The organism is Streptomyces sp. NPDC002566 (assembly GCF_042889585.1).
Taxonomy (GTDB): domain Bacteria; phylum Actinomycetota; class Actinomycetes; order Streptomycetales; family Streptomycetaceae; genus Streptomyces.
The window spans coordinates 628,429-651,663 of the sequence record NZ_JBIARD010000001.1; the positions used below are offsets into that span (position 1 = coordinate 628,429).

Annotated in this window: 21 protein-coding genes and 1 pseudogene; 15 read left to right on the forward strand and 7 right to left on the reverse strand. The window is 74.0% G+C overall.

The window, feature by feature from the left end; all coding sequences use genetic code 11:
* The first annotated feature begins 419 nt into the window (after positions 1–419).
* Entirely contained in the window at positions 420–995 is a 576-nt protein-coding gene (locus tag ACFYXA_RS02635; RefSeq protein ID WP_351335926.1) for an adenylosuccinate lyase, read from the forward strand.
* A 37-nt stretch (positions 996–1,032) separates the two neighbouring features.
* Here ACFYXA_RS02635 and ACFYXA_RS02640 read toward each other — a convergent pair whose 3' ends face one another.
* The 4 genes from ACFYXA_RS02640 to ACFYXA_RS02655 all read right to left on the reverse strand — a co-directional run bounded on the left by ACFYXA_RS02640 (position 1,033) and on the right by ACFYXA_RS02655 (position 4,813).
* The gene (locus ACFYXA_RS02640) at positions 1,033–1,557 is read right to left on the reverse strand and encodes a GNAT family N-acetyltransferase (protein WP_352249848.1); all 525 of its coding nucleotides are present in this window, start codon (positions 1,555–1,557) and stop codon (positions 1,033–1,035) included.
* Positions 1,554–1,952 (reverse strand): RidA family protein, encoded by a 399-nt coding sequence (locus ACFYXA_RS02645; RefSeq protein WP_352249850.1) that lies wholly within the window; start codon positions 1,950–1,952, stop codon positions 1,554–1,556. Before ACFYXA_RS02645 ends, ACFYXA_RS02640 begins: the two co-directional genes overlap by 4 nt.
* A gap of 54 nt (positions 1,953–2,006) precedes the next feature.
* Entirely contained in the window at positions 2,007–3,584 is a 1,578-nt protein-coding gene (locus tag ACFYXA_RS02650) for an alpha/beta hydrolase (protein ID WP_389027613.1), read from the reverse strand.
* 185 nt (positions 3,585–3,769) lie between these two features.
* The gene (locus ACFYXA_RS02655) at positions 3,770–4,813 is read right to left on the reverse strand and encodes an Rv2578c family radical SAM protein (protein WP_389027615.1); all 1,044 of its coding nucleotides are present in this window, start codon (positions 4,811–4,813) and stop codon (positions 3,770–3,772) included.
* 189 nt (positions 4,814–5,002) lie between these two features.
* Here ACFYXA_RS02655 and ACFYXA_RS02660 point away from each other — a divergent pair, with 189 nt between their 5' ends.
* From ACFYXA_RS02660 to ACFYXA_RS02675, 4 genes and pseudogenes are all read left to right on the forward strand, one after another.
* Complete coding sequence (locus tag ACFYXA_RS02660) at positions 5,003–5,446, forward strand: SRPBCC family protein (RefSeq protein WP_352249856.1); 444 nt, start codon at positions 5,003–5,005, stop codon at positions 5,444–5,446.
* A 240-nt stretch (positions 5,447–5,686) separates the two neighbouring features.
* A pseudogene (locus ACFYXA_RS02665) lies at positions 5,687–6,403 on the forward strand (PAS domain-containing protein); the annotation flags it as partial.
* A gap of 148 nt (positions 6,404–6,551) precedes the next feature.
* On the forward strand, positions 6,552–7,277 hold the full coding sequence (locus ACFYXA_RS02670; RefSeq protein ID WP_389027618.1) for a class I SAM-dependent methyltransferase: 726 nt from the start codon (positions 6,552–6,554) through the stop codon (positions 7,275–7,277).
* 102 nt (positions 7,278–7,379) lie between these two features.
* On the forward strand, positions 7,380–7,721 hold the full coding sequence (locus ACFYXA_RS02675; RefSeq protein WP_358799018.1) for a DoxX family protein: 342 nt from the start codon (positions 7,380–7,382) through the stop codon (positions 7,719–7,721).
* Positions 7,722–7,993: 272 nt separating this feature from the next.
* Here ACFYXA_RS02675 and ACFYXA_RS02680 read toward each other — a convergent pair whose 3' ends face one another.
* On the reverse strand, positions 7,994–8,893 hold the full coding sequence (locus tag ACFYXA_RS02680; RefSeq protein ID WP_389027620.1) for a sigma-70 family RNA polymerase sigma factor: 900 nt from the start codon (positions 8,891–8,893) through the stop codon (positions 7,994–7,996).
* A 110-nt stretch (positions 8,894–9,003) separates the two neighbouring features.
* On the opposite strand from ACFYXA_RS02680, the gene ACFYXA_RS02685 reads away from it, so the two are divergent.
* The 6 genes from ACFYXA_RS02685 to ACFYXA_RS02710 are packed head-to-tail and all read left to right on the forward strand — an operon-like array spanning position 9,004 to position 15,628.
* On the forward strand, positions 9,004–9,837 hold the full coding sequence (locus ACFYXA_RS02685) for a M55 family metallopeptidase (RefSeq protein WP_389027622.1): 834 nt from the start codon (positions 9,004–9,006) through the stop codon (positions 9,835–9,837).
* Positions 9,838–9,877: 40 nt separating this feature from the next.
* On the forward strand, positions 9,878–11,182 hold the full coding sequence (locus ACFYXA_RS02690; RefSeq protein ID WP_389027624.1) for a M20/M25/M40 family metallo-hydrolase: 1,305 nt from the start codon (positions 9,878–9,880) through the stop codon (positions 11,180–11,182).
* A 15-nt stretch (positions 11,183–11,197) separates the two neighbouring features.
* Positions 11,198–13,150 carry a prolyl oligopeptidase family serine peptidase gene (locus ACFYXA_RS02695; protein ID WP_352249868.1) on the forward strand — a complete coding sequence of 651 codons (1,953 nt, stop codon included), beginning with the start codon at positions 11,198–11,200 and terminating at the stop codon, positions 13,148–13,150.
* Complete coding sequence (locus ACFYXA_RS02700) at positions 13,147–14,070, forward strand: LD-carboxypeptidase (protein WP_389027627.1); 924 nt, start codon at positions 13,147–13,149, stop codon at positions 14,068–14,070. The genes ACFYXA_RS02695 and ACFYXA_RS02700 overlap by 4 nt, the downstream gene beginning before the upstream one ends.
* A 59-nt stretch (positions 14,071–14,129) precedes the next feature.
* Positions 14,130–14,696, forward strand: a complete 567-nt coding sequence (locus ACFYXA_RS02705) for a GNAT family N-acetyltransferase (RefSeq protein ID WP_389027629.1) — start codon at positions 14,130–14,132, stop codon at positions 14,694–14,696.
* 32 nt (positions 14,697–14,728) lie between these two features.
* A complete protein-coding gene (locus ACFYXA_RS02710; protein WP_389027632.1) occupies positions 14,729–15,628 on the forward strand; it encodes an arginase family protein in 900 nt (299 codons plus the stop codon).
* Positions 15,629–15,644: 16 nt separating this feature from the next.
* Here ACFYXA_RS02710 and ACFYXA_RS02715 read toward each other — a convergent pair whose 3' ends face one another.
* Positions 15,645–15,995, reverse strand: a complete 351-nt coding sequence (locus tag ACFYXA_RS02715; protein WP_358799009.1) for a VOC family protein — start codon at positions 15,993–15,995, stop codon at positions 15,645–15,647.
* A 104-nt stretch (positions 15,996–16,099) separates the two neighbouring features.
* Here ACFYXA_RS02715 and ACFYXA_RS02720 point away from each other — a divergent pair, with 104 nt between their 5' ends.
* Positions 16,100–16,549, forward strand: coding sequence for a phage holin family protein (locus ACFYXA_RS02720; RefSeq protein WP_389027635.1), 450 nt, complete (start codon positions 16,100–16,102; stop codon positions 16,547–16,549).
* 6 nt (positions 16,550–16,555) lie between these two features.
* A complete protein-coding gene (locus ACFYXA_RS02725; RefSeq protein ID WP_389027637.1) occupies positions 16,556–17,608 on the forward strand; it encodes an SDR family oxidoreductase in 1,053 nt (350 codons plus the stop codon).
* 71 nt (positions 17,609–17,679) lie between these two features.
* Here the strand turns inward: ACFYXA_RS02725 and ACFYXA_RS02730 are convergent, their stop codons facing one another.
* Positions 17,680–18,633, reverse strand: a complete 954-nt coding sequence (locus ACFYXA_RS02730; protein WP_389027639.1) for a TIGR03557 family F420-dependent LLM class oxidoreductase — start codon at positions 18,631–18,633, stop codon at positions 17,680–17,682.
* A gap of 168 nt (positions 18,634–18,801) precedes the next feature.
* Between ACFYXA_RS02730 and ACFYXA_RS02735 the strand changes: the two genes are divergently transcribed.
* Entirely contained in the window at positions 18,802–20,706 is a 1,905-nt protein-coding gene (locus ACFYXA_RS02735; RefSeq protein ID WP_389027641.1) for an FAD-dependent oxidoreductase, read from the forward strand.
* A gap of 605 nt (positions 20,707–21,311) precedes the next feature.
* Positions 21,312–23,168 (forward strand): transketolase, encoded by a 1,857-nt coding sequence (locus ACFYXA_RS02740; protein WP_389027643.1) that lies wholly within the window; start codon positions 21,312–21,314, stop codon positions 23,166–23,168.
* Positions 23,169–23,235: the final 67 nt, after the last annotated feature.

Here is a 23,235-nt window from a genome sequence, read left to right on the forward strand (position 1 = left end):
ACTCCAGAGAAGAGGGTGACGACTGAAAAGCGCGACCGGGTGCGCCGGGGAAGCCCTGCCGAGGGCCCGGGCCGTGGCGCACCGGTGCGTGAACAGAGGTGCTGGATGCGGGTGTTGCCGGGCTGTCAGCGCCTGTCAGGGCACTGCGCACACGCCCGGGGCCGTCGCTCGCGGCGCGCACACGCCCGAGTGAACGGTGATGACCGACCGGCCCTGTCCCGGAGCCGGGTCACGCCTGAGGTACCTGTGTACCGAACCGACTGCTCTCTTGGCGGCTGCGTCACCAGGCCACCGCGAGCAGGTTGTGCGAGTGGGTAACTCGCTCGTCTGAGCTTAACTGCCGGGTAACGAGCGCGCCAGACCTCGACTTTGTGACATACGTCCCGACGCGGCCCCCTGATGGTCCTAAGCTCGCCTTCATGGACGGGGAGTTGCGATCGCTCACGGAACGCTTACGGCGGGAGTCGGGAGGCGATGCCGCCTTCGAGCGGCTCGTGCGCACCGGTGACCACGACGAGCTCGCCGCGGTGCTCACCGCCGCCGGGCAGCCGCTGTGGGCGAGGGAACTGGCCGCGTTCCGGCTGGGGATCGCGGGCGACCGGCGGGCCTTCGAGGCGCTCGTCCTGCTGCTCAACCACCGCGATCCGCCGCGCTGCGCCGGCGCCGCGCACGCGCTGGCCCGCCTCGGCGACCCCCGCACCGCCCGCGCGGCGGCCACCCTCGCCACCAACGAGTTACGGATCGCCTACGCACTGCAACCGGTGAGGCTGCTGGTGGAGTTGCGTGCCCCCGAGTCCGTGCCCGCGCTGATCACCACCCTGGAACGCCGGCTGCGCCCGCACGACCCCTACCGCCGGGTCGCCCTCGCGTGCGTGGAGGGGCTGGGCGCCCTCGGCGACACGCGAGCCCGCCCCGTCCTCAACGACGCCCTGGCCCACCCGGCCCTCGCGGCGGCGGCGGCCGGCGCCCTGGCCCGCATCCCCCGGCAACGCTGAGGGGGCGTTGCGCCATGAGCGTCCGATCAGGGCGCGGTCATCGCGTCAAGGGCTTGGTGTACCGGACTTCCGGGACCTCGACGCCGTCCACCTCGAAGGGCTCCTCGGCGCCGTCCGCGTGGAAGCCCGCCCGTTCGTAGAAGCGGCGGGCGGGGGAGTTCCCCTTCAACACCCACAGCCGCACCAGCCGGCGCCCGTCGGCGGCACACCCCCGCAGGGACGCCTCAAGCAGCGCCCGGCCCAGACCCTCGCCGTGGTGCTCGGGGTCCACGTAGATCGCGTACAACTCGCCGTCGTCCGTGCGCACTTCGCCGTCCCGGTACGGCCCGTGGACGGCCCAGCCGACGACGCGCCCGTCCCGCTCGGCGACCAGGTTGCGCACACTGCCGTCCGCCTGCGCGAACCAGGTGCGCCGCCGCTCGGCGTCCTCACCCACGTCGAGCGCGTCGAGGTGGGACTGCGGCATCAATCCCCGATAGGCGCTCTGCCAGCCCCGGATCCGGATCTCGGAGACCCGCTCACAGTCGCCGAGCGCCATCGGGCGCACCACCGCGGAGGTCACTCGGACACCACCGCGTAGGCCTCGATCTCCATCAGGAACTCGGGGCGCACCAGCGCGGCGACCTGCACGGCCGACGAGGCCGGGAGCCGGTCGTCGGGTATGTGGGCGGCGCGGGCCGCGCGGATCGCCGGCAGGTGCGCCATGTCCGTGACGAAATAGGTGAGTTTGACGACGTCGTCGAAGTCCGCGCCGGCGGCGGCTAGGCAGCGCCGCAGGTTCTCGAAGACCTGGCGGGCCTGGGCCGCCGGGTCGCCCTCGCCCACCAGGCGGCCGTCCTCGTCGAGGGGGAGCTGGCCGGAGACGGCCACGAACCGGCCCGTGCCCAGCACCACATGCGAGTACTGCGCGGCCGCGGCGACCCCGTCGGGGGCGTGAATCCGTGTCAGATCGCTCATGGTGTCATCCTGGACCATGAGCCTGACAGTGCCCCCGACAGGGTGGGCGGGTGGTCAGCCGCGGAAGCCGAGCAGCCCGTGCAGGGTGGAACCGCGGGCCGTGCCCGAAGCGGCCTTCGCTGCCAGCGGTGTGGGGTCGGGCTGCGCCGCGCACACCGCGTCCACCCCGCCGACGCCGCGCGGCACGGTGCCGTCGGTGAGATAGGCCGCGAGATGCTTGTCCAGGCAGGCGTTCCCGCTCAGCGTGATGCCGTGGTTGCCGCCGCCCCGCTCGACGACGAGGCTGGACCCGCGCAGCAGCGCGTGGACCGTCGCGCCGCCCTCGTACGGCGTGGCCGCGTCGTCCGTCGCCTGGAACAGCAGGACTGGCGGCAGCTTGCCGTTCATGATGTTCACCGGCCCCAGCGAGCGGGTCGGCCAGAACGCGCACGGCGCGTTGTACCAGGCGTTGTTCCAGGTCATGAACGGCGACTTCCGGTACGCCGCCCAGTTGTCCGCGCGCCACCGGCTCCAGTAGCGCGGCCAGTCGGCGTCACGGCACTGCACCGCGGTGTAGACGCTGTAGCCGTTGTCGCCCGAGGCGTCCACCGCGGCGAGGGTCTCGTACGCCTTGACCAGCGGGCCGGTGTCCTTGCCGTTGACGTACGCGGCGAACGCCGCGGCGAGGCGGGGCCAGTAGCCGTTGTAGTAGCCGCCGGGCAGGAAGGTGTCCTCCAGCTCCGCGGCGCCCACCTTGCCGCCGGCCGCCCGCTTCGCCAGCGCCGCCCGCATCCCGTACCACTTCGCCTCGATCCTCGCGGGGTCCGTGCCCAGCTTGTACGTGGCGTCGTGCTTCGCGATCCAGGCCATGAGGGCGCGGTGGCGGTCGTTGAAGGCGTGGTCCTGCGCCAGGTTGTCCTCGTACCACACGCCGGTGGGGTCGACGATCGAGTCGAGGACCAGCCGCCGCACCCGCTGGGGGTAGAGCTTGGCGTAGACCGCGCCCAGGTAAGTGCCGTACGAGTAGCCGAAGTAGTTCAGCTTCGGCGCGCCGAGGGCGTCGCGGACTGCGTCCATGTCCCGTACGGCGCTGAGGGTGTCGATGTACGGCAGCAGGCGGGCGTACTTCTTCCCGCAGGCCGCGGCGAAGCCCTCGGCGCGCCGCAGATTCGCCCGCTCCACCGCGGCGGTCGCCGGCAGCGAGTCCGGGCGGACCGGCTTGAAGTGGCCCGGCGCGCAGTTCAGCGCGGGCGTGCTCTTGCCCACCCCGCGCGGGTCGAAGCCGATGACGTCGTACTGGGCTGCCACCGCCTTCGGCAGCGACGACGCGACGAACCCGGCGAGGGCCAGCCCGCTGCCGCCGGGGCCGCCGGGGTTGACCAGCAGCGGTCCCTGGTACTTCTTCGCGGTGTGCGGGACGCGGGACAGGGCGATCGTGATCTTCTCGCCGTAGGGCCTCGCGTGGTCGAGCGGCACTTTCAGGGAAGCGCACTGCAGTGTCGGGGAGTCGGCGGTGCCGCAGGCCTTCCAGGCGATCCGGGTCGCCGGGGCGGTGCGCGCGGGGTGCGTGGGGCTCGCGTCGGCGGGCGCGGCGGTGATCGTCCCGGCCACGACGGCGGCGGCTCCGCACAGCACGGCTGCGCGTTTTCTCATGGGTCCTCCCAGGACGGAGGTCGAGGGACCGCGTGGGTCACGGCCCTCGGCGCATCGTCCCGGAAAGAGGGATCACTGGAGCCCGTTCCGGCGATTCTTGACCCGATCGGGTCGCCGGATGCCCTCGAACGCACTCAGTTCGAAGTGATCGGTTCCGGATTCGTTCGGGATCGCTCCGAAGAGGCTCAGATCAGGGTGAGTTGGGTGGGGCCGGACGGCTCCGGCTCCTCGACCGGCTCGGGCGGCCGGATCCGGCGCGGCATCCCCGCGCGCGTGGGACCGATCCCGTACTCCTCGGCCAAGTCGTGGACCTGACGGGTGATCCGGCGCTGGTACCACTTCGGCGCGTAGGCCCCTTCCGCGTACAGCCGCTCGTAGCGGCACACCAGGTGCGGGTGGTGCTGCCCGAGCCAGGCCATGAACCACTCGCGGGCGCCGGGGCGCAGATGCAGGGCCAGCGGGGTGACGGAGGTCGCGCCGGCCTCCGCGATCGCCCTTACCGTGGACCGCAGTTGGGCCGGCTCGTCACCGAGGAAGGGGATCACCGGCGCCATCAGCACCCCGCAGCCGATGCCGTGCTCGCTGAGGGTGCGTACGACGTCCAGCCGCCGTTCCGGCGCGGGGGTGCCCGGCTCGACGGTGCGCCACAGCTCGGTGTCGACGAAGCCGACCGACACGGAGACGCCGACGTCGGTCACCTCGGCCGCCTGCCGCAGCAGGTCGAGGTCGCGCAGGATCAGCGTGCCCTTGGTCAGGATCGAGAAGGGGTTGGCCCGCTCGTGCAGCGCGGAGAGGATGCCCGGCATCAGCCGGTAGCGGCCCTCGGCGCGCTGGTAGCAGTCGACGTTGGTGCCCATCGCCACGTGCTCGCCCTGCCAGCGGGGCGATGCCAGCTGCCGGCGCAGCAGTTCGGGCGCGTTCACCTTGACGACGATCTGGGTGTCGAAGCCGATGCCGGTGTCCAGGTCCAGATAGCTGTGCGTCTTGCGGGCGAAGCAGTAGACGCACGCGTGCGTGCAGCCCCGGTAGGGGTTCACCGTCCACTCGAACGGCATGCGGGAGGCGCCCGGCACCCGGTTGAGGATCGAACGGGCGCGGATCTCGTGGAAGGTGATCCCACGGAACTCGGGCGTGTCGAACGTCCTGGTGGTGACCGCGTCCGCGCCGAACAGGGCGGCGTCCGCCGCGCGGTCGTGGCGGGACTCCACGGTGAGGTTCTCCCAGCGCATGACGCCTCCTCGGTAGCACTGGGCCCACAATAGAACATGTGTTCCCATGATCGTGCGAGGGTGCTTTCCGACCGGCCGGCGACCGCTTCCGGTGCCCCGATTTGGCGGCCGGACAGCGGGGTGGTTGGCTTGCCCCGAAGCTGAGGAAACCCCTGTTCAGCCCTGAGCAACAAGGACCTGGAGGAACCCATGGCGCAGGTCGAAGCCACCACGGAGCGGGTCGTCGCGGCGGACCCGGAGACGGTGTTCGACACGATCGCCGACTACAGCGGCACGCGCGGGAAGCTGCTGCCCGAGCACTTCAGCGAGTACAAGGTGCACGAGGGCGGCGACGGCGAGGGCACCCTCGTGCACTGGAAGCTCCAGGCCACCAGCAAGCGCGTCCGCGACTGCCTCCTGGAGGTCACCGAGCCCACCGACGGCGAGCTGGTCGAGAAGGACCGCAACTCCTCCATGGTCACCGTCTGGCGCGTCACCCCGGCCGGCGAGGGCAGGTCCCGGGTCGTCGTGACGACCACCTGGACCGGCGCCGGCGGCATCGGCGGCTTCTTCGAGAGGACCTTCGCGCCCAAGGGTCTCGGCCGGATCTACGACGCGATTCTCGCCAACCTCGCCACCGAGGTCGAGAAGTAGGACACGCTGTCACCGCGACGGCCAAGGACCCGGCGGCCCTTGGCCGTCGTGTCGTTCCAGGGCCCTGGATTCCAGGCGTGACCTGCGGTCACGCCGGCTCCGGCGGTGCGCCGGGCGGGGGACTTCCCCGGCGGCTCGGCAGTGAAACCAATTACAGAAATGACGCACATCGCGAGCGGCCCGCGCCGTACGGTGGTGCCTTCGGAACAGATCTTGCGCAGCTCCGGGAGGGCCTGGGCCATGGACCGCGGCACCGAGAGGCACGCACCTCCCAGCCGTGGCGCCGACGCCGGTCCACCGGACGGGCCTTCGGAGGGCGGCCCCTTGGGCGTCGCGCGCATCCCGCTCGCCGTGGTCGTCGTCGACCGGGGCGGCTTCGTCGCCCACTGGAGCAGCTCCGCCCGCGAGCTCTTCGGCGTCGCCGCGGACGAGGCGATCGGCCGGCCCGCGATCGACCTGCTCCCCGTCTCCGGGGCGCTCCCCGAGGTGGACGAGGACCTTCCCTACGAGGGCCCGGCCTCCCGCGCCGATGACGCCTCTCTCGACGGCGCGCTGAGCCACCCGGCCGCCGGGCGGGCCCGGCTGACCGTGCCCGAGCGGGGCGGGACGGGGGCCAGAGGCCGGGTCGACGTCCTGTGGTGGGCGTACCCCCTCGTCGGCCCGGGGTCCGAGCGGCTGCTCGTGCTGGCCGCCGACGCGGAGAGCCTGGACCGGCGGCAGGAGCCGGACCGGCGGACCGTCGAATGCGTCGCCCCCGCCTTCGCCCTGCACACCGACGTCCCCGGCGCCGGGGAACTCGCCCGCCGGCTGCCCGGGATCCTGCCCGGCATGAGCGTCGGCGACAGCGCCCGCATCGTCGCCCAGGTCCTCGAACTCGGCTACCCCGTCCTGGAGTTCAGCCGGAACGACCGGGTGCCCGTCACCCCCGACTGGGGTGTGCAGCGGCGCGGGGCACGGGCCGGAGGCGCCGCGTGGTGAGCGCGCCGGCCCGGGGGCGCGGCTCCAGCCGCACGGCCGCCGGGAAGTTCGTCCGGTGCGCGCCGACGCCGCCGGGGCGCTGAACGAGGGTGACGCCGGAACGGCGTCGCGCGAAGGGGAGTTGGGCATGAGCGTGACGAGTCGGTACCGGGACTCCTGGGAGGGGTTCTGGCGGGCGGCCCCGACGACGCCGGGCGGGGTGTTCTGGGACGCGGACCCCGCGGTGACCTCCGCCCACCACCTCGCCTTCTTCGAGCCCCGACTCCTCGACGCCGCCCTGCCGTTGGTCGACCTCGGCTGCGGCAACGGCACCCAGACGCGTTTCCTGGCCGACCGCTTCCCGCGGGTGATCGGCGTCGACCTGGCCGACGCCGCCCTCGACCACGCCCGGCGCGCCGACCCCGCCGGACGGGCGGCGTACCGGCGGCTGGACGCGGCCGCCCAGGGCGAGGCCGAGGCACTGCACGCCGAACTCGGCGACGCGAACGTCTATATGAGGGGCGTACTGCACCAGTGCGAGCCCGACGACCGCCAGCCGCTGGTGGACGGTGTCGCCGCCCTCCTCGGCGACGCCGGCCGGGCCTTCCTCGTCGAGCTGTCGGAGACGGCCCGGCCGCTCCTCGAGGACCTGGCCGGCGGGCCCGCCGGACCGCCCCCGAAGCTCGCCCCCGTCCTGAGCCACGGCATCGCCCCCGGTGAGGTCGCCGACGAGGCCGTGCCCGTCTATCTGGCCGCCGCCGGCCTCACTGTCCTCGCTTCCGGTGAACTCCCGCTCACCACGACCGAGTTCACCCCGGACGGCACCCGGATCGAGCTGCCGTCGAGGTGGCTGCTGGCGGGACGCGTGACGTGAGCGGGGTCACAGTGGCGTTCCGTCCCGGTGCTGTCACACATCCGGGGCGCGGCGTGTCAGGGGGGTGAAGCGAGCACGACACCCCGATGAGGAGCCACTGACATGTCCACTGCCTATGTCGTCGTCACCGTCCTGGGAGCCGTCCTGGCCGGGTTCTCGGCCGCGTCCTTGCTGCTCGGCGCCGAGTGGACCGTGAAGCCGCTCGCCGACTACGGCGTGCCGCGCGCCTGGTGGACATGGCTGGGCGTCGCAAAGGCCGCCGGCGCGGCCGGTCTGCTGGCCGGGCTCCTGGTGCCCGCGATCGGCGTACTGGCCGCGGCGGGGCTGGTCCTGTACTTCCTCGGGGCCGCGGCCACGGTGGCGCGCGCCCGCTGGTTCTCGCACCTGCCGTTCCCACTGATCTACGGCGCGCCGGCCGCCGCGTCGCTGGTGCTCTGGTTCTGAGCGGCTCCCGACCGGGGCCGGAACCCGGGGCGCGGTTGGCTGAGACTCCGCGCGCTCTGGTTCTGAGCGGCTCGGGCCGGGGCCGGGATTCGGGGTGCGGGGGCCGGGACTTTCCGCGCTGTGGTTCTGAGCGGGCTCCGGCCGGAGCCGGATCCCGGGCGCAGGCCGGGACTTCCCGCGCGCTGGTTCTGAGCGGGCTCCGGCCGGAGCCGGGATCCGGGGTGCGGTGGCCGGGATTCCCCCGGCCGCCGCGCCCGTCCGTCCGGTCGATCTCAGTCGTCGAGTACCGCCACCTCGATCCCGGCCAGTCGGTCGCGGTCCGCGATGATCTCGATGCGGGTGATCCCCTCGTCGGTGACCGTGAGCAGCAGGGCCAGCCGCAGCCGCCCGTGCGGAGCCAGCACCAGGCCGACGCGGCCGTCGAGCAGCGCGGGGCCGGTGAACCGGGCCCGGCCGGCCGCCGTCATCGCGCCCTGCGCGACCGTGCGGGCGCCGACGACCTCGACCGGCTCCGGCGTCGGCACGACGAACCGGTCGGCGGTGAGGACCACGTTCGGATGCAGCAGCGCGAGCAGGGCCTCGAAGTCGCCGCCGCGCGTGGCGGCGAGGAACGCCTCCACCGCCTGCCGTTGCCGGGGCGCGTCGGCGGCGGACGCGGCTTGCGAGCCGGCCGGTGCCGGCGTCGTGCCCTTGACCCGCCGGCGGGCACGGCTGGCGAGCTGCCGGGTCGTCGCCGGGGTGCGGTCGATGAGCGGGGCGATCGCGTCGAACGGCACCGCGAACAGGTCGTGCAGGACGAACGCCAGCCGCTCGTCCGGCCCCAGCGAGTCCAGGACGACGAGCAGCGCCACCCCCACGGAGTCGGCGAGCAGCGCCTCCTCCTCGGGATCGCCGCCGGGTTCGGCGCCGGCCCCGAGGCCGGCGGCCTCCAGCGGCTCCTCGCGCCGCGTCCTGCGTGAGCGCAGCATGTTCAGGCTCACCCGGCCCACCACGGTGGTCAGCCACGCGGTGACGTTCTCCACCTCGCCGAGGTCGGCCGCGGACGCCCGCAGCCAGGTCTCCTGGACGGCGTCGTCGGCCTCGGCGAGCGAGCCGAGCATGCGGTGGGCGACGGCCCGCAGTCGCGGCCGGTCCGCCTCGAAGCGTTCCGGCGAGAGTATGCGCCCGGTCATGGCTGGTTCCCCGTTCGTCGAAGGTGAGCGGTGAGCGGCGTGCGAGGTAGATCAGAGCAGAAAGGGACCGGTTAAGCTCGGGGCGTTTCCCGGAAAGGGCGGATGCCGGTATGAAGATCCTGATCAGCGCCGACATGGAGGGCGCCACCGGTGTCACCTGGCCGGCCGACGTGCTGCCGGGGACGCCGCAGTGGGAGCGGTGCCGGGCGCTGTTCACCTCGGACGTCAACGCGGCCGTCCTCGGCTTCTTCGACGGCGGCGCCGACGAAGTCCTGGTCAACGAGGCCCATTGGACCATGCGCAACCTTCTCCTGGAACAGCTCGACGAGCGGGCCCAGATGCTCACCGGGCGGCACAAGTCGCTGTCCATGGTGGAGGGCGTCCAGCACGGCGACGTGGACGGCGTCGCCTTCGTCGGCTACCACGCCGGGGCCGGCGCGGAGGGCGTCCTCGCGCACACCTACCTCGCCAACTCCATCACCGGGGTGTGGCTGAACGACGTACGGGCCAGTGAAGGGCTGCTGAACGCGCGCGTGGCCGCCGAGTTCGGGGTACCCGTGGTGCTGGTCACGGGCGACGACGTGGCCTGCGAGGACGCCCTCGGGTACGCGCCCGAGGCGCTGAAGGTGGCGGTCAAGGACCATGTGTCGCGGTACGCGGCCGTGTGCCGGACGCCGGCCCGCACCGCCGCCGACATCCGGGCCGCGGCGAAGGAAGCCGCGCGTCTGGCGGCCCGTCAGGAGCCCTCCCAGGAGGGGCCGTTCACCGTGGCGGTGGAGTTCGACGCCGAACACCTGGCGATGGCCGCCACGGTGGTGCCGGGTGTGGCGCGGATCGGGGAGCGCAAGGTGGCGTACACCAGCGGCACCATGTACGAGGGCATCCGCACGTTCAAGGCGGTCACGACGGTCGCCTCGGCGGCGGTCGAGGAACAATACGGCTGAGGCAGAACACGGCTGAGGAACAACACGGCTGAGGAGCAGCATGGCTGACGCGCAGGCGAGGGACGAGGTCGTGCGGTTCACGTCCGACCTCATCCGCATCGACACCACCAACCGGGGCGGCGGGGACTGCCGGGAGCGGCCCGCCGCCGAGTACGCGGCCGCCCTGCTCGCCGAGACGGGACTCGAGCCGACGCTGCTGGAGCGCACGCCGGGCCGGACCAACGTCGTCGCCCGCATCGAGGGCTCGGACCCGTCGGCGGAGGCGCTGCTGGTCCACGGTCACCTCGACGTGGTGCCCGCCGAGGCCGCGGACTGGAGCGTGCACCCCTTCTCCGGGGAGATCCGCGACGGCGTGGTGTGGGGGCGCGGCGCGGTCGACATGAAGAACATGGACGCGATGATCCTCGCCGTGGTGCGCGCCTGGGCCCGCGAGGGCGTACGGCCCCGGCGTGACGTCGTGGTCGCCTTCACCGCCGACGAGGAGGCCAGCGCCGATGACGGCTCGGGCTTCCTCGCCGACGAGCACCCCCACCTCTTCGAGGGCTGCACGGAGGGCGTCGGCGAGTCCGGCGCGTTCACCTTCCACGACGGCGGCGGCCGGGAGATCTACCCGATCGCGGCGGGGGAGCGCGGCACCGGCTGGCTGAAGCTCACCGCCCGTGGCCGCGCAGGGCACGGCTCCAAGGTCAACCGGGAGAACGCGGTGACCCGCCTGTCCGCCGCGATCACGCGGATCGGCGAGCACGAGTGGCCGCTCAGGCTGACCCCGACCGTGCGGGCCGCGCTCACCGAACTGGCCGCCGTGTACGGCGTCGATGCCCGCCTCGACGACGTGGACGCCCTGCTGGACAAGCTGGGGCCGGCCGCCAGGCTGGTGGAGGCGACCGTCCGCAACAGCGCCAACCCGACCATGCTGGAAGCCGGTTACAAGATCAACGTCATTCCGGGCGAGGCCGTCGCCCATGTCGACGGGCGGTATCTGCCGGGCGGCGAGGACGAGTTCCGCGCCACCCTCGACGAACTGACCGGCCCCGACGTGGACTGGGAGTTCCAGCACCACACGGTCGCCCTCCAGGCGCCGGTGGACTCGCCGACGTACGCGCGGATGCGCGCCGCCGTGGAGGAGTTCGCGCCGGGAGGACACGTGGTGCCCTACTGCATGTCCGGCGGCACCGACGCCAAGCAGTTCTCGCGGCTCGGCATCACCGGCTACGGGTTCGCACCCCTCAGACTGCCGGAAGGGCTGGACTACCAGGCGCTCTTCCACGGCGTCGACGAGCGGGTGCCCGTCGAGGCGCTCCACTTCGGCGTCGACGTCCTCGACCGCTTCCTGCGCACGGCCTGAGAGGGCGGGGGAGACGTGCAGATCCTGCCGTACGGTTCCTGGCCCTCGCCGCTCGACGCGCGGCTCGCCGCGGCGCACGACGGGCGGCCCGAGTACGTCGGCTTCGTCGGCGACGAGGTGTGGTGGACGGCGCCCCGCCCCGCCGAGGGCGGCCGGCGCACCCTGGTCCGACGGCGCGCCGACGGCGCCGAGGAGTCGGTGCTGCCCGCGCCGTGGAACGTGCGCAGCCGGGTGCTCGAGTACGGCGGGCAGCCCTGGGCCGGCGCGCTCCACGAAGGGCGACCGCTGGTGGTGTTCGCGCACTTCGCCGACCAGCGGCTGTACGTCTGGCGGCCGGGCGGCGAGCCCCGGCCGCTGACCCCGCTGTCGCCGGTGGGCGGCGGACTGCGCTGGGCCGAACCGCAGTTGCTGCTCGACCGGGGCGAAGTGTGGTGCGTGCTGGAGGAGTTCACCGGGGACGGGCCCACCGACGTGCGCCGGGTCCTGGCCGCCGTGCCGCTCGACGGATCGGCCGCCGGGGACCGGAGCGCCGTACGCGAACTCACCGACGACCGGCGGCGGTTCGTCACCGGGGCGCGCATCTCTCCGGACGGCCGGCGGGCCGCGTGGCTCGCCTGGGACCATCCGCACATGCCGTGGGACGGCACGGACGTCGTCGTCGCCGGCATCGGGGCGGACGGCGCGCTCGACGACGCCCGGGTGGTCGCCGGCGGGCCCGAGGAGTCCGTCGCCCAGGTCGACTGGTCCGCGGACGGCCGCCTGCTCTACACCAGCGACCGCTCCGGCTGGTGGAACGTCTACCGCGACCACGAGCCCGTCTGCCCGCGCGAGGAGGAGTTCGGCGGACCGCTGTGGAAGCTCGGACACCGCTGGTTCGCGCCGCTTCCCGGCGGTCTCCTCGCCGTCGTGCACGGCCGGGGCGCCGCCGCGCTCGGCGTCCTCGACCCGGAGAGCGGCGAGGTCGTCGACGTGGCCGGGCCGTGGACCGAGTTCGCCTCCACCCTCGCCGTGCACGGCGAGCGCGTCGTCGCCGTCGGCGCCAGCCCGCGCAGCGCCTACGAGGTGGTGGAGCTCGACACCCGCACCGGCAGGGCCCGGGTGATCGGCGCGCCGCACGACGACACCGTGGACCCCGCCTACTACCCCGAACCGCAACTGCGCACCTTCACCGGACCCGACGGCCGCGACGTCCACGCGCACGTGTACCCGCCGCACAACCCCGGGTGCGTCGCCCCGGGCGCCGAGCTGCCGCCGTACGTCATCCGGGCGCACGGCGGGCCCACCGACCGCTCCCCGCTCGTACTGGACCTGGAGACCGCCTACTTCACCTCCCGGGGCATCGGCGTCGCCGAGGTCGACTACGGCGGGTCGAGCGGCTACGGACGGGAGTACCGCGACCGGCTGCGCGAACAGTGGGGCGTGGTCGACGTCGAGGACTGCGCGGCCGTCGCCCTCGCCCTCGCCGAGGAGGGCACCGCCGACCGGGACCGGCTGGCGATCCGCGGCGGCAGCGCGGGCGGCTGGACCGCCGCCGTCTCGCTCACCGGCGCCGGGGTCTACGCCTGCGGCACCATCGTCTACCCCGTCCTGGACCTCGCGGCCTGGGCGACCGGCGGCACCCACGACTTCGAGTCCCGCTACCTCGACACCCTCGTCGGACCGCTCGACGAGGTGCCCGCCCGGTACGCCGAACGCTCGCCCGTCGAGCACGCCGACCGGATCCGCGTGCCGTTCCTGCTGCTCCAGGGCCTCGACGACGTGATCTGCCCGCCCGCCCAGGCCGAACGCCTCCTGGCCCGCATCGCCGGCCGCGGCGTCCCGCACGCCTACCTCGCCTTCGAGGGGGAGGGGCACGGGTTCCGGCGGGCGGAGACCATGGTGCGCGCCCTGGAGGCCGAGCTCTCGCTGTACGCTCAGGTGTTCGGGCTGCGCCCGCCCGGCATCCCGACCCTGGAGCTCACACGGTGAACGACCTCGTACGCCCTTCCCGGCTCGCCCCCGGCGCCCGGGTGGCGGTCGTCGCCCCCAGCGGACCCGTGGCCGAGGAGCGGCTCCAGGCCGGTCTCGACGTCCTGCGAGGCTGGGACCTCGACCCGGTGGCCGCGCCCCACGCCCTCGACCGGCACCGCACCCTCGGCCACCTCGCGGGCGAGGACGCCGACCGGGCCGCCGACCTCCAGCGCGCCTGGTGCGACCCGTCCGTCGACGCCGTGATGTGCGCACGGGGCGGCTACGGCGCGCAGCGCGTCGTCGACCTGCTCGACTGGGACGCCATGCGGGCGGCCGGGCCCAAGTTGTTCATCGGCTTCAGCGACAGCACCGCCCTGCAGGAGGCGTTCGCCGTCCGCCTCGGCCTGGTCACCCTGTACGGTCCCGTCGCCGCCGGCGTCGACTTCATCAAGAACGCCCGCGCCCAGGACCACCTCAGGGCCACCCTGTTCGCCCCGGAGACCGTCCGCGTCCTCGCCTCCACCGGCACCGCCCTCGCCCCCGGCCGGGCCCGGGGCGTCACCCTGGGCGGCTGCCTCACCCTCCTCGCCACCGGCTACGGCACCCCGCACACCCGCGCCGGCGCGCGCGGCGGACTGCTCCTGCTGGAGGACGTGGGGGAGCCGCCGTACCGTCTCGACCGCGCCCTCACCCAGCTGCTGCGCACCGGCTGGCTCGACAGCGTCGCCGGCGTCGCCCTCGGCTCCTGGGAGGGCTGCGGCCCCTACGAGAAGCTGCGCCCCGTCCTCGCCGACCGGCTGGGCGGACTCGGGGTGCCCGTCGTGGAGGAGCTGGGCTTCGGGCACTGCGAGGGGGCGCTGACCGTGCCGTTCGGCGTGAGCGCCGAGCTGGACGCCGACGCCGGGACACTCACCCTGGACGAGCCCGCGCTGATCTGAGCGGCGGGGGGACCGTCGTCGGCGCGCAGTGCGGCGGCGCGGCTGACTACGCTGGCCGGATGCCGCACACCGCATCGCGCTACCTCGCCGAGGGCCCCCGCGTGGGCATACGCCACTTCACCCACGCGGACGGCGCAGAGTTCACCGCCCGCGCCCGCGAGAGCCACCACCTGCACCGCCCGTGGCTGTTCCCGCCGGACACCCCGGACGGGTACACCGCCTACGCGGACCGGCTGATCCAGGACCCCTCGAAGGCCGGCTTCCTGGTGTGCACCAAGGACGACGGGGCCATCGCCGGATTCGTCAACATCAACAACATCGTTCAGGGCGCCTTCCAGAACGGGGCGCTGGGCTACGGGGCGTTCGCGCACGCTGCCGGGCGGGGACTGATGCGCGAGGCACTCGGCCTCGTCGTCGGCCACGCCTTCGGCCCGATGCGGCTGCACCGCCTGGAGATCAACGTCCAGCCCGGCAACGCCGCCTCGATCGCCCTCGCCCAGAGCTGCGGCTTCCGCCTGGAGGGCTTCTCCCCGGGCATGATCCACATAGACGGCGCCTGGCGAGACCACCAGCGCTGGGCCCTGACGGCGGAGATGAGATCCGCGCCCGCCCGAGAACGCCGTTGAGAGCATGCCCCGGCGTCCGCGAGGATGCCCGCATGCGGAATCTCGTCGTGCTCGACGCCCCCAGCAACCTGGGCCTGCGCCCGCCCGCTCCCGGCACCGTCCCCGGCTGCCACAAGCTCGCCGGTGCGCTGCGCGAACAGCGGATCGTCCAGAGGCTGGGCGCCCTGGAGGGCGGGGTGGTCGTCCCGCCGCGTTACGACCGGGGCGACTGGCGGGAAGGGGACGGCGTCTTCAACGCGCAAGCCCTCGCCTCCTACACGGTGAGGCTCGCCGACCGGATCGAGCGCCATGTGCGCGCCGGCGACTTCCCCGTGGTGCTCGGCGGGGACTGCTCGATCGGGCTCGGCTCGTCCCTCGCGCTGCGCCGCATCGGCCGCTACGGTCTGGCCGCGGTGGACGCGTCGCCGGACTTTCGGCATCCCGGAAACTCCGACCGGGTGGGCGCCGCGGGCGGCGAGGAGGTCGCCCTCGCGACCGGGCGGGGCCAGAAGGACCTGACCGACCTGGAGGGCCTCGGGCCCTATCTGCGCGACGAGGACGTGCGGTTCTTCGGCATCCGCGACGAGTTCGCCGACGACCGCGCCGAACTCGTCGAGCTGAAGATGCCGGTGTTCACGGTGGGTGACCTGCGCGCACAGGGGCCGGAGGCCGTCGGCCGGGCCACCGCCCAGTCCTTCGAGATCCCCGGACTGGACGGGTTCTGGGTGCACTTGGACGCCGACGTGCTCGACCCGAGTGTGATGCCCGCCGTCGACAGCCCCGACCCCGACGGCCTGCTTCCGGACGAACTCGTCGGCCTGCTGAGCCCGTTGCTCGCCTCCCCGCGCTGCGCCGGCCTCAACGTGACCATCTACGACCCCGATCTGGACCCCGAGGGCACGGCGGGGGCGCTGCTCGCGGACCTCGTCGTCGCGGCCCTCGGACGGGCATGAACGGGCGCGCGCCCGGTCAGCCCCGGCGGCGGTCGACGTATTCGTAGAGGGTGCCGTCGGGGTGGCGGGCTACGAGGTTTCGGCCCGCCGGGGTCGACACCGGGCCTGCCAGGATGTTCGCGCCCAGGTCGGTGAGGGTCTTGTAGGCCTCGTCCACGTCCGTGACGGCGATCGTCGCCGCCACCTTGCGCAGCACCTCCAGCTCGGCGGCGGGCCCGCTCATCAGCAGGAAGCAGCCGACCGCCGCGACCTGCACCCCGGCGCGCTCGAAACGCAGCGCCGGGGCGTTCGCGAGCCGTTCGTAGAAGGGGACGGCGGCCTCCAGGTCGTCGACGCAGACCCGCAGCGTCGTTCCGAGAATCTCCATGCGTGAGAGCGTAGTTGGGACGGCGGCGCAGACGAGGCGCCTTCACCCGATCCCCCCGGCGTTCCCCGGCGTTATCCTCCGCACACCCCGGGTACCCGAGCCCGATGGAGCGCATGGATCACCTGGAGCATCTGGACAAGCACCTGGTCGACGAGCTGGCGCAGGTGGCACGCGAGACCATCCGTGAGGAGGTGCGCGAGCAGACCCGCAAGCAGCGCCGTACGGCCGTGCTGTACGCCTCGTCCGGCGCCCTCGCCCTGTACGCGGGCGCCGCCGTCTCCCTCGCCGTGGGCCTGGCCTTCGCCCTCGTGCTGCCCGACTGGGCCGCCGCGCTGATCACCGCGGCGATCCTCGGTGTGCTGGCGTACGTGCTGCGCGAAGCCGCCCGCCCGCACCGCCGCACGAGCGGCCGCCCGGACGCCGGGGCGGGCCTCGCCACCCCGCCCGTGGGCACGCCCGCCGGCGGTCTCGGCATGTCCGTCCCGCCGATGCCGTCCACCCCGCCCGACGTGCCCCGTCAGGGCGGCCCCGACGGCCCGCACCACGGGGTGTGAGGCAGGATGCGCGCACCGTGGAGGACGGCGGCGGACGACGGACGCAGGGTCGTCGTGGTGACCGGGGCCAGCGGGGGAGTGGGGCGGGCCACCGCCCGCGCCTTCGCCGCCCGGGGCGACCGTGTCGCCCTGCTGGCCCGGGGCCGTGAGGGCCTCGCCGCGGCAGCCGACGAAGTGCAGCAGGCGGGCGGCGAGGCACTGACCGTGAGCGTCGACATGGCCGACGCCAAGGCGGTCGAGGACGCGGCGCAGCAGGTCGTCGACGCCTACGGCCGCATCGACGTATGGGTCAACGACGCCTTCACCGGCGTCTTCGCCCCGTTCACCGAGATCACCCCCGACGAGTTCCGCCGGGTGACGGAAGTGACCTACCTGGGCTTCGTGTTCGGCACCCGCGCCGCCCTGCGGCACATGCTGCCCCGCGACCGCGGCACGATCGTCCAGGTCGGTTCCGCGCTCGCCTACCGCGGGGTGCCCCTGCAGGCGGCGTACTGCGGGGCCAAGCACGCCATCCAGGGGTTCAACGAGTCCCTGCGCTGCGAGCTGCTGCACTCCCGCAGCCGGGTGCGGACCACGATGGTGCAGCTGCCCGGCCTCAACACCCCGCAGTTCGACTGGGTGCTGAACCGGATGCCGGGCCGTGCCCGCCCGGTGGCGCCCGTGTACCAGCCCGAGGTCGCCGCCCGGGCGATCGTGCACGCCGCCGGGCACGCGCGGCGACGCGAGTACTGGGTGGGCGGCTCCACCGCGGCCGCCCTCGTCGCCAACGCCGTGATCCCCGGCCTCCTCGACCGCTACCTGGCCCGCACCGCCTTCGACGCGCAGCAGGAGGACGGCGGGACCCGGGGCTCCCGAGGCCCCGGCAACCTGTGGGAGCCCGCCGACGGCCCCCACGGGCACGACCACGGCGCCCACGGCCGCTTCGACGACGAGGCGATCGGGCACAGCCCGCAGGAATGGGCCTCCCGCAACCGTGGACGGGTCGGCGCCGGGCTGCTCGCCGCAGGCGTCGGCGCGGCGGTGACGGCGGGACTGCGCCGGCGGGCACGCGCCGCCTGAACCACCGCCGTCACACCGCAGGCCGGGACCCCACCGTCGCGGGGTCCCGGCCTGCGGTGTCGGGGGGCGCCTCACGACAGCTGCGGCAGCACCTTCGTACGGTAGAAGTCGAAGAAGCCCCGCTGGTCCGGGCCGATCTGGTTGACGTAGACCCGGTCGAAGCCGGCGTCGGCGAACGCCGTGAGCGCCGAGACGTGCTCGTCGACGTCGTCGCCGCACACCCGGTTCTCGCGCACCATGTCCTCGGTGACCAGCGACTGCGCCTGCTCGAAGTGGCGCGGCGTGGGCAGGACCTGGCCCAGCTCGCCGGGCAGCAGCTCGTTCGCCCACAGCCGGTGCGCCGTGCGCAGAGCCTCCTCGCGGTCCGCGCCGTAGCAGACCTTGGTGCCGCCGCTGACCGGCTTCCCGCCGCCCCCGCCCTTGCGGAACTGCTCCACCATCGACTCCTCCGGCATCATCGTGATGTAGCCGTCGCCGACGCGGGAGGCCAGCGCCGTCGCCTTCGGGCCGAAGCCGGAGATGTCGATCGGCACCGGCTGGTCGGGGACGGTGTACAGGCGCGCGTTCTCCACCGTGTAGTGGGTGCCGTGGTGGCTGACCTCCTCGCCGGTGAACAGCCGGCGCATGATCTGGATCGCCTCCTCCAGCATCTCCAGACGCACCTGCGCGGGCGGCCACGCGTCGCCGAGGATGTGCTCGTTGAGGGCCTCGCCCGAGCCGACGCCCAGCCGGAAGCGGCCCTCGGTCATCACCGCCGCGGTGGCGGCGGCCTGCGCCACCACCGCCGGGTGCATCCGCACCGTCGGACAGGTCACCGCCGTCTCGATCGGCAGCGACACCGCCTCCGACAGCGCGCCGATCACCGACCACACGAACGGGCTCTGGCCCTGCGCGTCGTTCCACGGGTGGTAGTGGTCGGAGATCCACAGTGCCTGGAATCCGGCCTGCTCGGCCATGCGTGCCTGTTCGATCAGGTCGGCGGGGCCGTGTTCCTCGGTGGACAGGAAGTAGCCGTACTCGGGCATGGGGGAACCTCCGCTTGTGGGCCGCGGGTGGGTGGGGGTCGGCCGTCCGGGTACCCGGCGCCCGGCCGGGAAACCGCGACCGCGCGCACCGGCGACGTTTGGCCCCCCTGCCCAGGGGGACGCGGAAGCCCTTGTACCACCGTACGAGTCCCCAACCGGAGGCGAACCGTGAGTCGACCCCGCATCGTGATCGTCGGAGCCGGATTCGCCGGGTACCGGACGGCCCGCAGCCTGGCGCGGGCGGCCCGGGGCCGGGCCGACATCACCCTGCTCAACCCGACCGACTACTTCCTGTACCTTCCCCTGCTGCCGCAGGTGTCCGCCGGCATCCTCGAACCGCGCCGGGTCACCGTCTCCCTCTCCGGCACCCTGCCCGACGTGCGGCTGGTGCTCGGCGAGGCGGGCCGCATCGACCTCGACGGGCGCGCCGTCCACTACACCGACCCGGAGGGCCGCCGGGGCACGCTGGAGTACGACCGGCTGGTGCTCGCCGCCGGCAGCGTCAACAAGCTGCTGCCCATCCCCGGCGTCGCCGAGCACGCGCACGGCTTCCGCGGCCTGCCCGAGGCGCTCTACCTGCGTGACCACGTCACCCGGCAGGTGGAGCTGGCGGACACCGCCGACGACCCCGAGGAGCGCGCGGCGCGCTGCACGTTCGTGGTGGTCGGCGCCGGCTACACCGGCACCGAAGTCGCCGCGCAGGGGCAGCTGTTCACCGACGCGCTGGTGCGCTCGCGCCCGCTGCGCGACGACGTACGGCCGCGCTGGATGCTCCTCGACATCGCCGACCGCGTCCTGCCCGAACTGGACGAGCGGCTCTCGCGCACCGCCGACAGCGTGCTGCGCGGACGGGGCGTCGACGTCCGGATGGGCACCTCCGTGAAGGAGGCCACCCGTGACGGGGTCCTGCTGACCGACGGCGAGTCCGTCGACACCCACACCCTCGTGTGGTGCGTGGGCGTCCGGCCCGACCCGCTCGTCGAGGCCCTCGGACTGCCCCTGGAGCGCGGCCGGCTCCTGGTCGAGCCGACGCTGCAGGTACCGGGCCGGCCCGAGGTGTTCGCCTGCGGCGACGCCGCCGCGGTGCCCGATCTGGAGAAGCCCGGGCAGTACACGCCGATGACGGCGCAGCACGCCTGGCGGCAGGGCAAGGTGGCCGCGCACAATGTCGCCGCCTCGCTGACCGGCCGTGAGCTGCGGCCCTACCGGCACAAGGACATGGGCTTCGTCGTCGACCTCGGCGGGGTCAAGGCCGCCGCGAACCCGCTGGGCGTCCACCTCTCCGGGCTGCCGGCGGGCGTGGTGACGCGCGGCTACCATCTCGCCGCGATGCCCGGCAACCGCGTCCGGGTCGCCGCCGACTGGCTCCTGGACGCCGTACTGCCGCGCCAGGGCGTCCAGTTGGGCCTGGTCCGCTCCTGGGCGGTGCCGCTGGACACCGCCTCGCCGGAGCTGGTCCGGGCCCCGGCCGGAGGCGAGCCGCACGGGGCCGCCGGCGGTGGCGGTGCGCACGGCGACAGCGCGCACGGCGACGGATCGCGGGCCAGGGGTGGCGGCGGGGGCGAGGACACGTCCCGGACGATCACCTCGCCGACGCCCGAGCCGGTGCGCACCGAGCCCGCGCGGCGCCGGGTGCAGCCCGAGCCGGCCCAGGCCGACGGAACCGCCGTCGAGAGCGCCGCGGGCGGGGGCGGTGGTGAGGACACCACCCGGACGATCACCTCACCCACACCCGAGCCGGTGAAGAACGAGCCCGCGAAGCGGCGAAACGACGACGGCCCCACGGGGACGGACGGCCAGCCGCCGAAGGACAAAGCCGCCGCCGAGCCCACACCGACGAAGCCCCAGCCGGGCGGCACCCCCACGAAGCCCCAGCCGGGCGGCGAGCCCGCGAAGAACCAGCCCGGCGGCGAGCCCGCGAAGAACCAGCCGGGCGGTGAACCCGCCAGGAACCAGCCGGGCGGCGAGCCCGCGAAGAACCAGCCCGGCGGCGACCCCGCGAAGAACCAGCCGGGCGGCGAGCCCGCCAGGAACCAGCCCGGCGACCGCCCCACCCAGCGGAACCCGCGGTGAACCCGCCATGAATCAGCCGGGTGGCGAGGCCGCGAAGAGTCGGCCGGGCGGTGGGCCCGCCAAGAACCGGCCGGGCGGTGAGCCCGCGAAGAACCAGCCTGGCGGTGAGCCCGCCAGGAACCAGCCGGGCGGTGGGCCCGCGAAGAACCAGCCTGGCGGTGGGCCCGCCAGGAACCAGCATGGCGGTGAGCCCGCCAGGAACCAGCCGGGCCGTGAGCCCGCGAAGAATCAGCCGGGTGGCGAGGCCGCCACAAGACAGCCGGGTGGTGAGCCCGCCAGGAACTCGCCCGGCGGCGAGCCCACAACCACCAGCCGGGCGGCGAGACCGCGAAGGGCCAGCCTGGCGGTGAGCCCGCCATGAATCAGCCCGGCGGTTCCCACCCAGCGGAACCCGTGGTGAACCCGCCAGGAATCCGCCCGGCGGACAGCCCGCCAAGAGCCAGCCCGGCCGGCCGACCCGCTCGGGCCCGTGGTGGGTCCGCTCGTGAGGAGCCCGTGGTGAACCGCCGGGGGGCGTGAGCCCGGCGGGGCCGCGGCCCGGCAGATATCAGGAGCCAACGACAGCCCTCGCACCCCCGACCCCGGGGAAGGAGATCAGCGACCCGATGGACACCGCCGAACTCACCGAACTCGGACAGCAGTTGCGCGTCGACAGCGTCCGTGCCGCCGCTGCCGCGAAGTCCGGGCACCCGACGTCCTCGATGTCCGCCGCGGACCTCATGGCCGTCCTGCTGGCCCACCACCTCCGCTACGACTTCGACCGCCCCGACCACCCCGGCAACGACCGCTTCATCCTCTCCAAGGGCCACGCCTCCCCACTGCTCTACTCCGCCTACAAGGCGGCCGGGGTCGTGGACGACGACGAGCTGCTCACCTTCCGGAAGCTCGGCAGCCGGCTCGAAGGGCACCCCACCCCGCGCCGGCTGCCCTGGGTGGAGACCGCCACCGGCTCGCTCGGGCAGGGGCTGCCGGTCGGCGTCGGCATCGCGCTCGCCGTGAAGCGGCTGGACCGCTCCGAGGCGCGGGTGTGGGTGCTGTGCGGCGACAGCGAGATGGCCGAGGGATCGGTCTGGGAGGCCGCCGAGCACGCGGGCCACGAGCAGCTGGACAACCTGGTGGCCATCGTCGACGTCAACCGCCTCGGCCAGCGCGGCCCGACCCGCCACGGGCACCACCTCGACGCCTACGCGCGCCGCTTCCAGGCCTTCGGCTGGCACACGGTCGAGGTCGACGGCCATGACGTGGACGACATCGACCGCGCCTACGGCGAGGCCCGTTCCACCAAGGGCCAGCCCACCGCGATCCTCGCCCGCACCCTGAAGGGCAAGGGCGTCGAAGCCGTCCAGGACCGCGAGGGCCTGCACGGCAAACCGCTCCCGGACGCCGACGAGGCGATCGAGGAGCTCGGCGGGGTCCGCGACCTGCGCGTGCGGGTGCAGCCGCCGCCCAGCGCCCGGCTGCTGCACGCCGTCGCCGACGGGCGCCTCGACCTGCCGCGCTGGGAGAAGGGCGACCCCGACAAGGGCGTCGCCACCCGTGACGCCTACGGGCAGGCGCTCGCCGCCCTCGGCACCGCCCGCGAGGACGTCGTCGCCCTCGACGGCGAGGTGAGCGACTCCACCCGGGCCGAGTTCTTCGCCAAGGAGCACCCCGAGCGGTTCTTCGAGTGCTACATCGCCGAGCAGCAGCTCGTCGCCGCCGCGGTGGGCCTCGCGGCGCGCGGCCGGGTGCCGTACGCCTCCACCTTCGCGGCGTTCCTGACCAGGGCGTACGACTTCGTGCGGATGGCGTCGATCAGCGGGGCCGGGATCAACCTGGTCGGCTCGCACGCGGGCGTGGCCATCGGACAGGACGGGCCCTCCCAGATGGGTCTGGAGGACCTGGCGATGTTCCGGGCCGTGCACGGCTCCACCGTGCTGTACCCGTGCGACGCCAACCAGACCGCCCGCCTGGTCGCGGCCATGGCCCAGCTGGACGGCGTCCGCTATCTGCGCACCTCGCGCGGCGCGAGCCCGGTGATCTACGGGCCCGACGAGGAGTTCCCCGTGGGCGGCAGCAAGGTGCTGCGCTCCTCCGGCCGGGACCGGCTCACCGTGGTGGCGGCCGGCGTCACCGTGCACGAGGCGCTCAAGGCCGCCGACGCGCTCGCCGGTGAGGGCGTCGCCGTCAGGGTCGTCGATCTGTACTCGGTCAAGCCGGTGGACCGGGAGACGCTGCGGCGCGCGGCCGAGGAGACCGGCTGTCTGCTGACGGTGGAGGACCACCACGAGGAGGGCGGCCTCGGCGACGCGGTCGCGGAGGCCTTCGCCGACGGACGGCCGGTGCCCCGTCTGGTGCGGCTGGGAGTGCGGACGATGCCGGGCTCGGCGAGCCCGGACGAGCAGCTGCACGCCGCCGGCATCGACGCCGAGTCGATCGCCGCCTCGGCGCGACTGCTGGTGGAGACGGCGGTCGTGCCGTGACGAGCGGCCCGCGCCGGCGCCCCGCCCGGCGCGGCCCCGCCGACTCGCGTGGCTGATACACGTACCG

Coding starts and splice junctions, on each gene's coding strand:
- ACFYXA_RS02645 (WP_352249850.1), bottom strand. CDS start 1,952: ATGAGCGATCTGACACGGATTCACGCCCCCGACGGGGTCGCCGCGGCC.
- ACFYXA_RS02690 (WP_389027624.1), top strand. CDS start 9,878: ATGGCTGACGCGCAGGCGAGGGACGAGGTCGTGCGGTTCACGTCCGAC.
- ACFYXA_RS02635 (WP_351335926.1), top strand. CDS start 420: ATGGACGGGGAGTTGCGATCGCTCACGGAACGCTTACGGCGGGAGTCG.
- ACFYXA_RS02710 (WP_389027632.1), top strand. CDS start 14,729: ATGCGGAATCTCGTCGTGCTCGACGCCCCCAGCAACCTGGGCCTGCGC.
- ACFYXA_RS02720 (WP_389027635.1), top strand. CDS start 16,100: ATGGAGCGCATGGATCACCTGGAGCATCTGGACAAGCACCTGGTCGAC.
- ACFYXA_RS02655 (WP_389027615.1), bottom strand. CDS start 4,813: ATGCGCTGGGAGAACCTCACCGTGGAGTCCCGCCACGACCGCGCGGCG.
- ACFYXA_RS02715 (WP_358799009.1), bottom strand. CDS start 15,995: ATGGAGATTCTCGGAACGACGCTGCGGGTCTGCGTCGACGACCTGGAG.
- ACFYXA_RS02675 (WP_358799018.1), top strand. CDS start 7,380: ATGTCCACTGCCTATGTCGTCGTCACCGTCCTGGGAGCCGTCCTGGCC.
- ACFYXA_RS02650 (WP_389027613.1), bottom strand. CDS start 3,584: ATGAGAAAACGCGCAGCCGTGCTGTGCGGAGCCGCCGCCGTCGTGGCC.
- ACFYXA_RS02730 (WP_389027639.1), bottom strand. CDS start 18,633: ATGCCCGAGTACGGCTACTTCCTGTCCACCGAGGAACACGGCCCCGCC.
- ACFYXA_RS02680 (WP_389027620.1), bottom strand. CDS start 8,893: ATGACCGGGCGCATACTCTCGCCGGAACGCTTCGAGGCGGACCGGCCG.
- ACFYXA_RS02725 (WP_389027637.1), top strand. CDS start 16,556: ATGCGCGCACCGTGGAGGACGGCGGCGGACGACGGACGCAGGGTCGTC.
- ACFYXA_RS02740 (WP_389027643.1), top strand. CDS start 21,312: ATGGACACCGCCGAACTCACCGAACTCGGACAGCAGTTGCGCGTCGAC.
- ACFYXA_RS02685 (WP_389027622.1), top strand. CDS start 9,004: ATGAAGATCCTGATCAGCGCCGACATGGAGGGCGCCACCGGTGTCACC.
- ACFYXA_RS02670 (WP_389027618.1), top strand. CDS start 6,552: ATGAGCGTGACGAGTCGGTACCGGGACTCCTGGGAGGGGTTCTGGCGG.
- ACFYXA_RS02705 (WP_389027629.1), top strand. CDS start 14,130: ATGCCGCACACCGCATCGCGCTACCTCGCCGAGGGCCCCCGCGTGGGC.
- ACFYXA_RS02660 (WP_352249856.1), top strand. CDS start 5,003: ATGGCGCAGGTCGAAGCCACCACGGAGCGGGTCGTCGCGGCGGACCCG.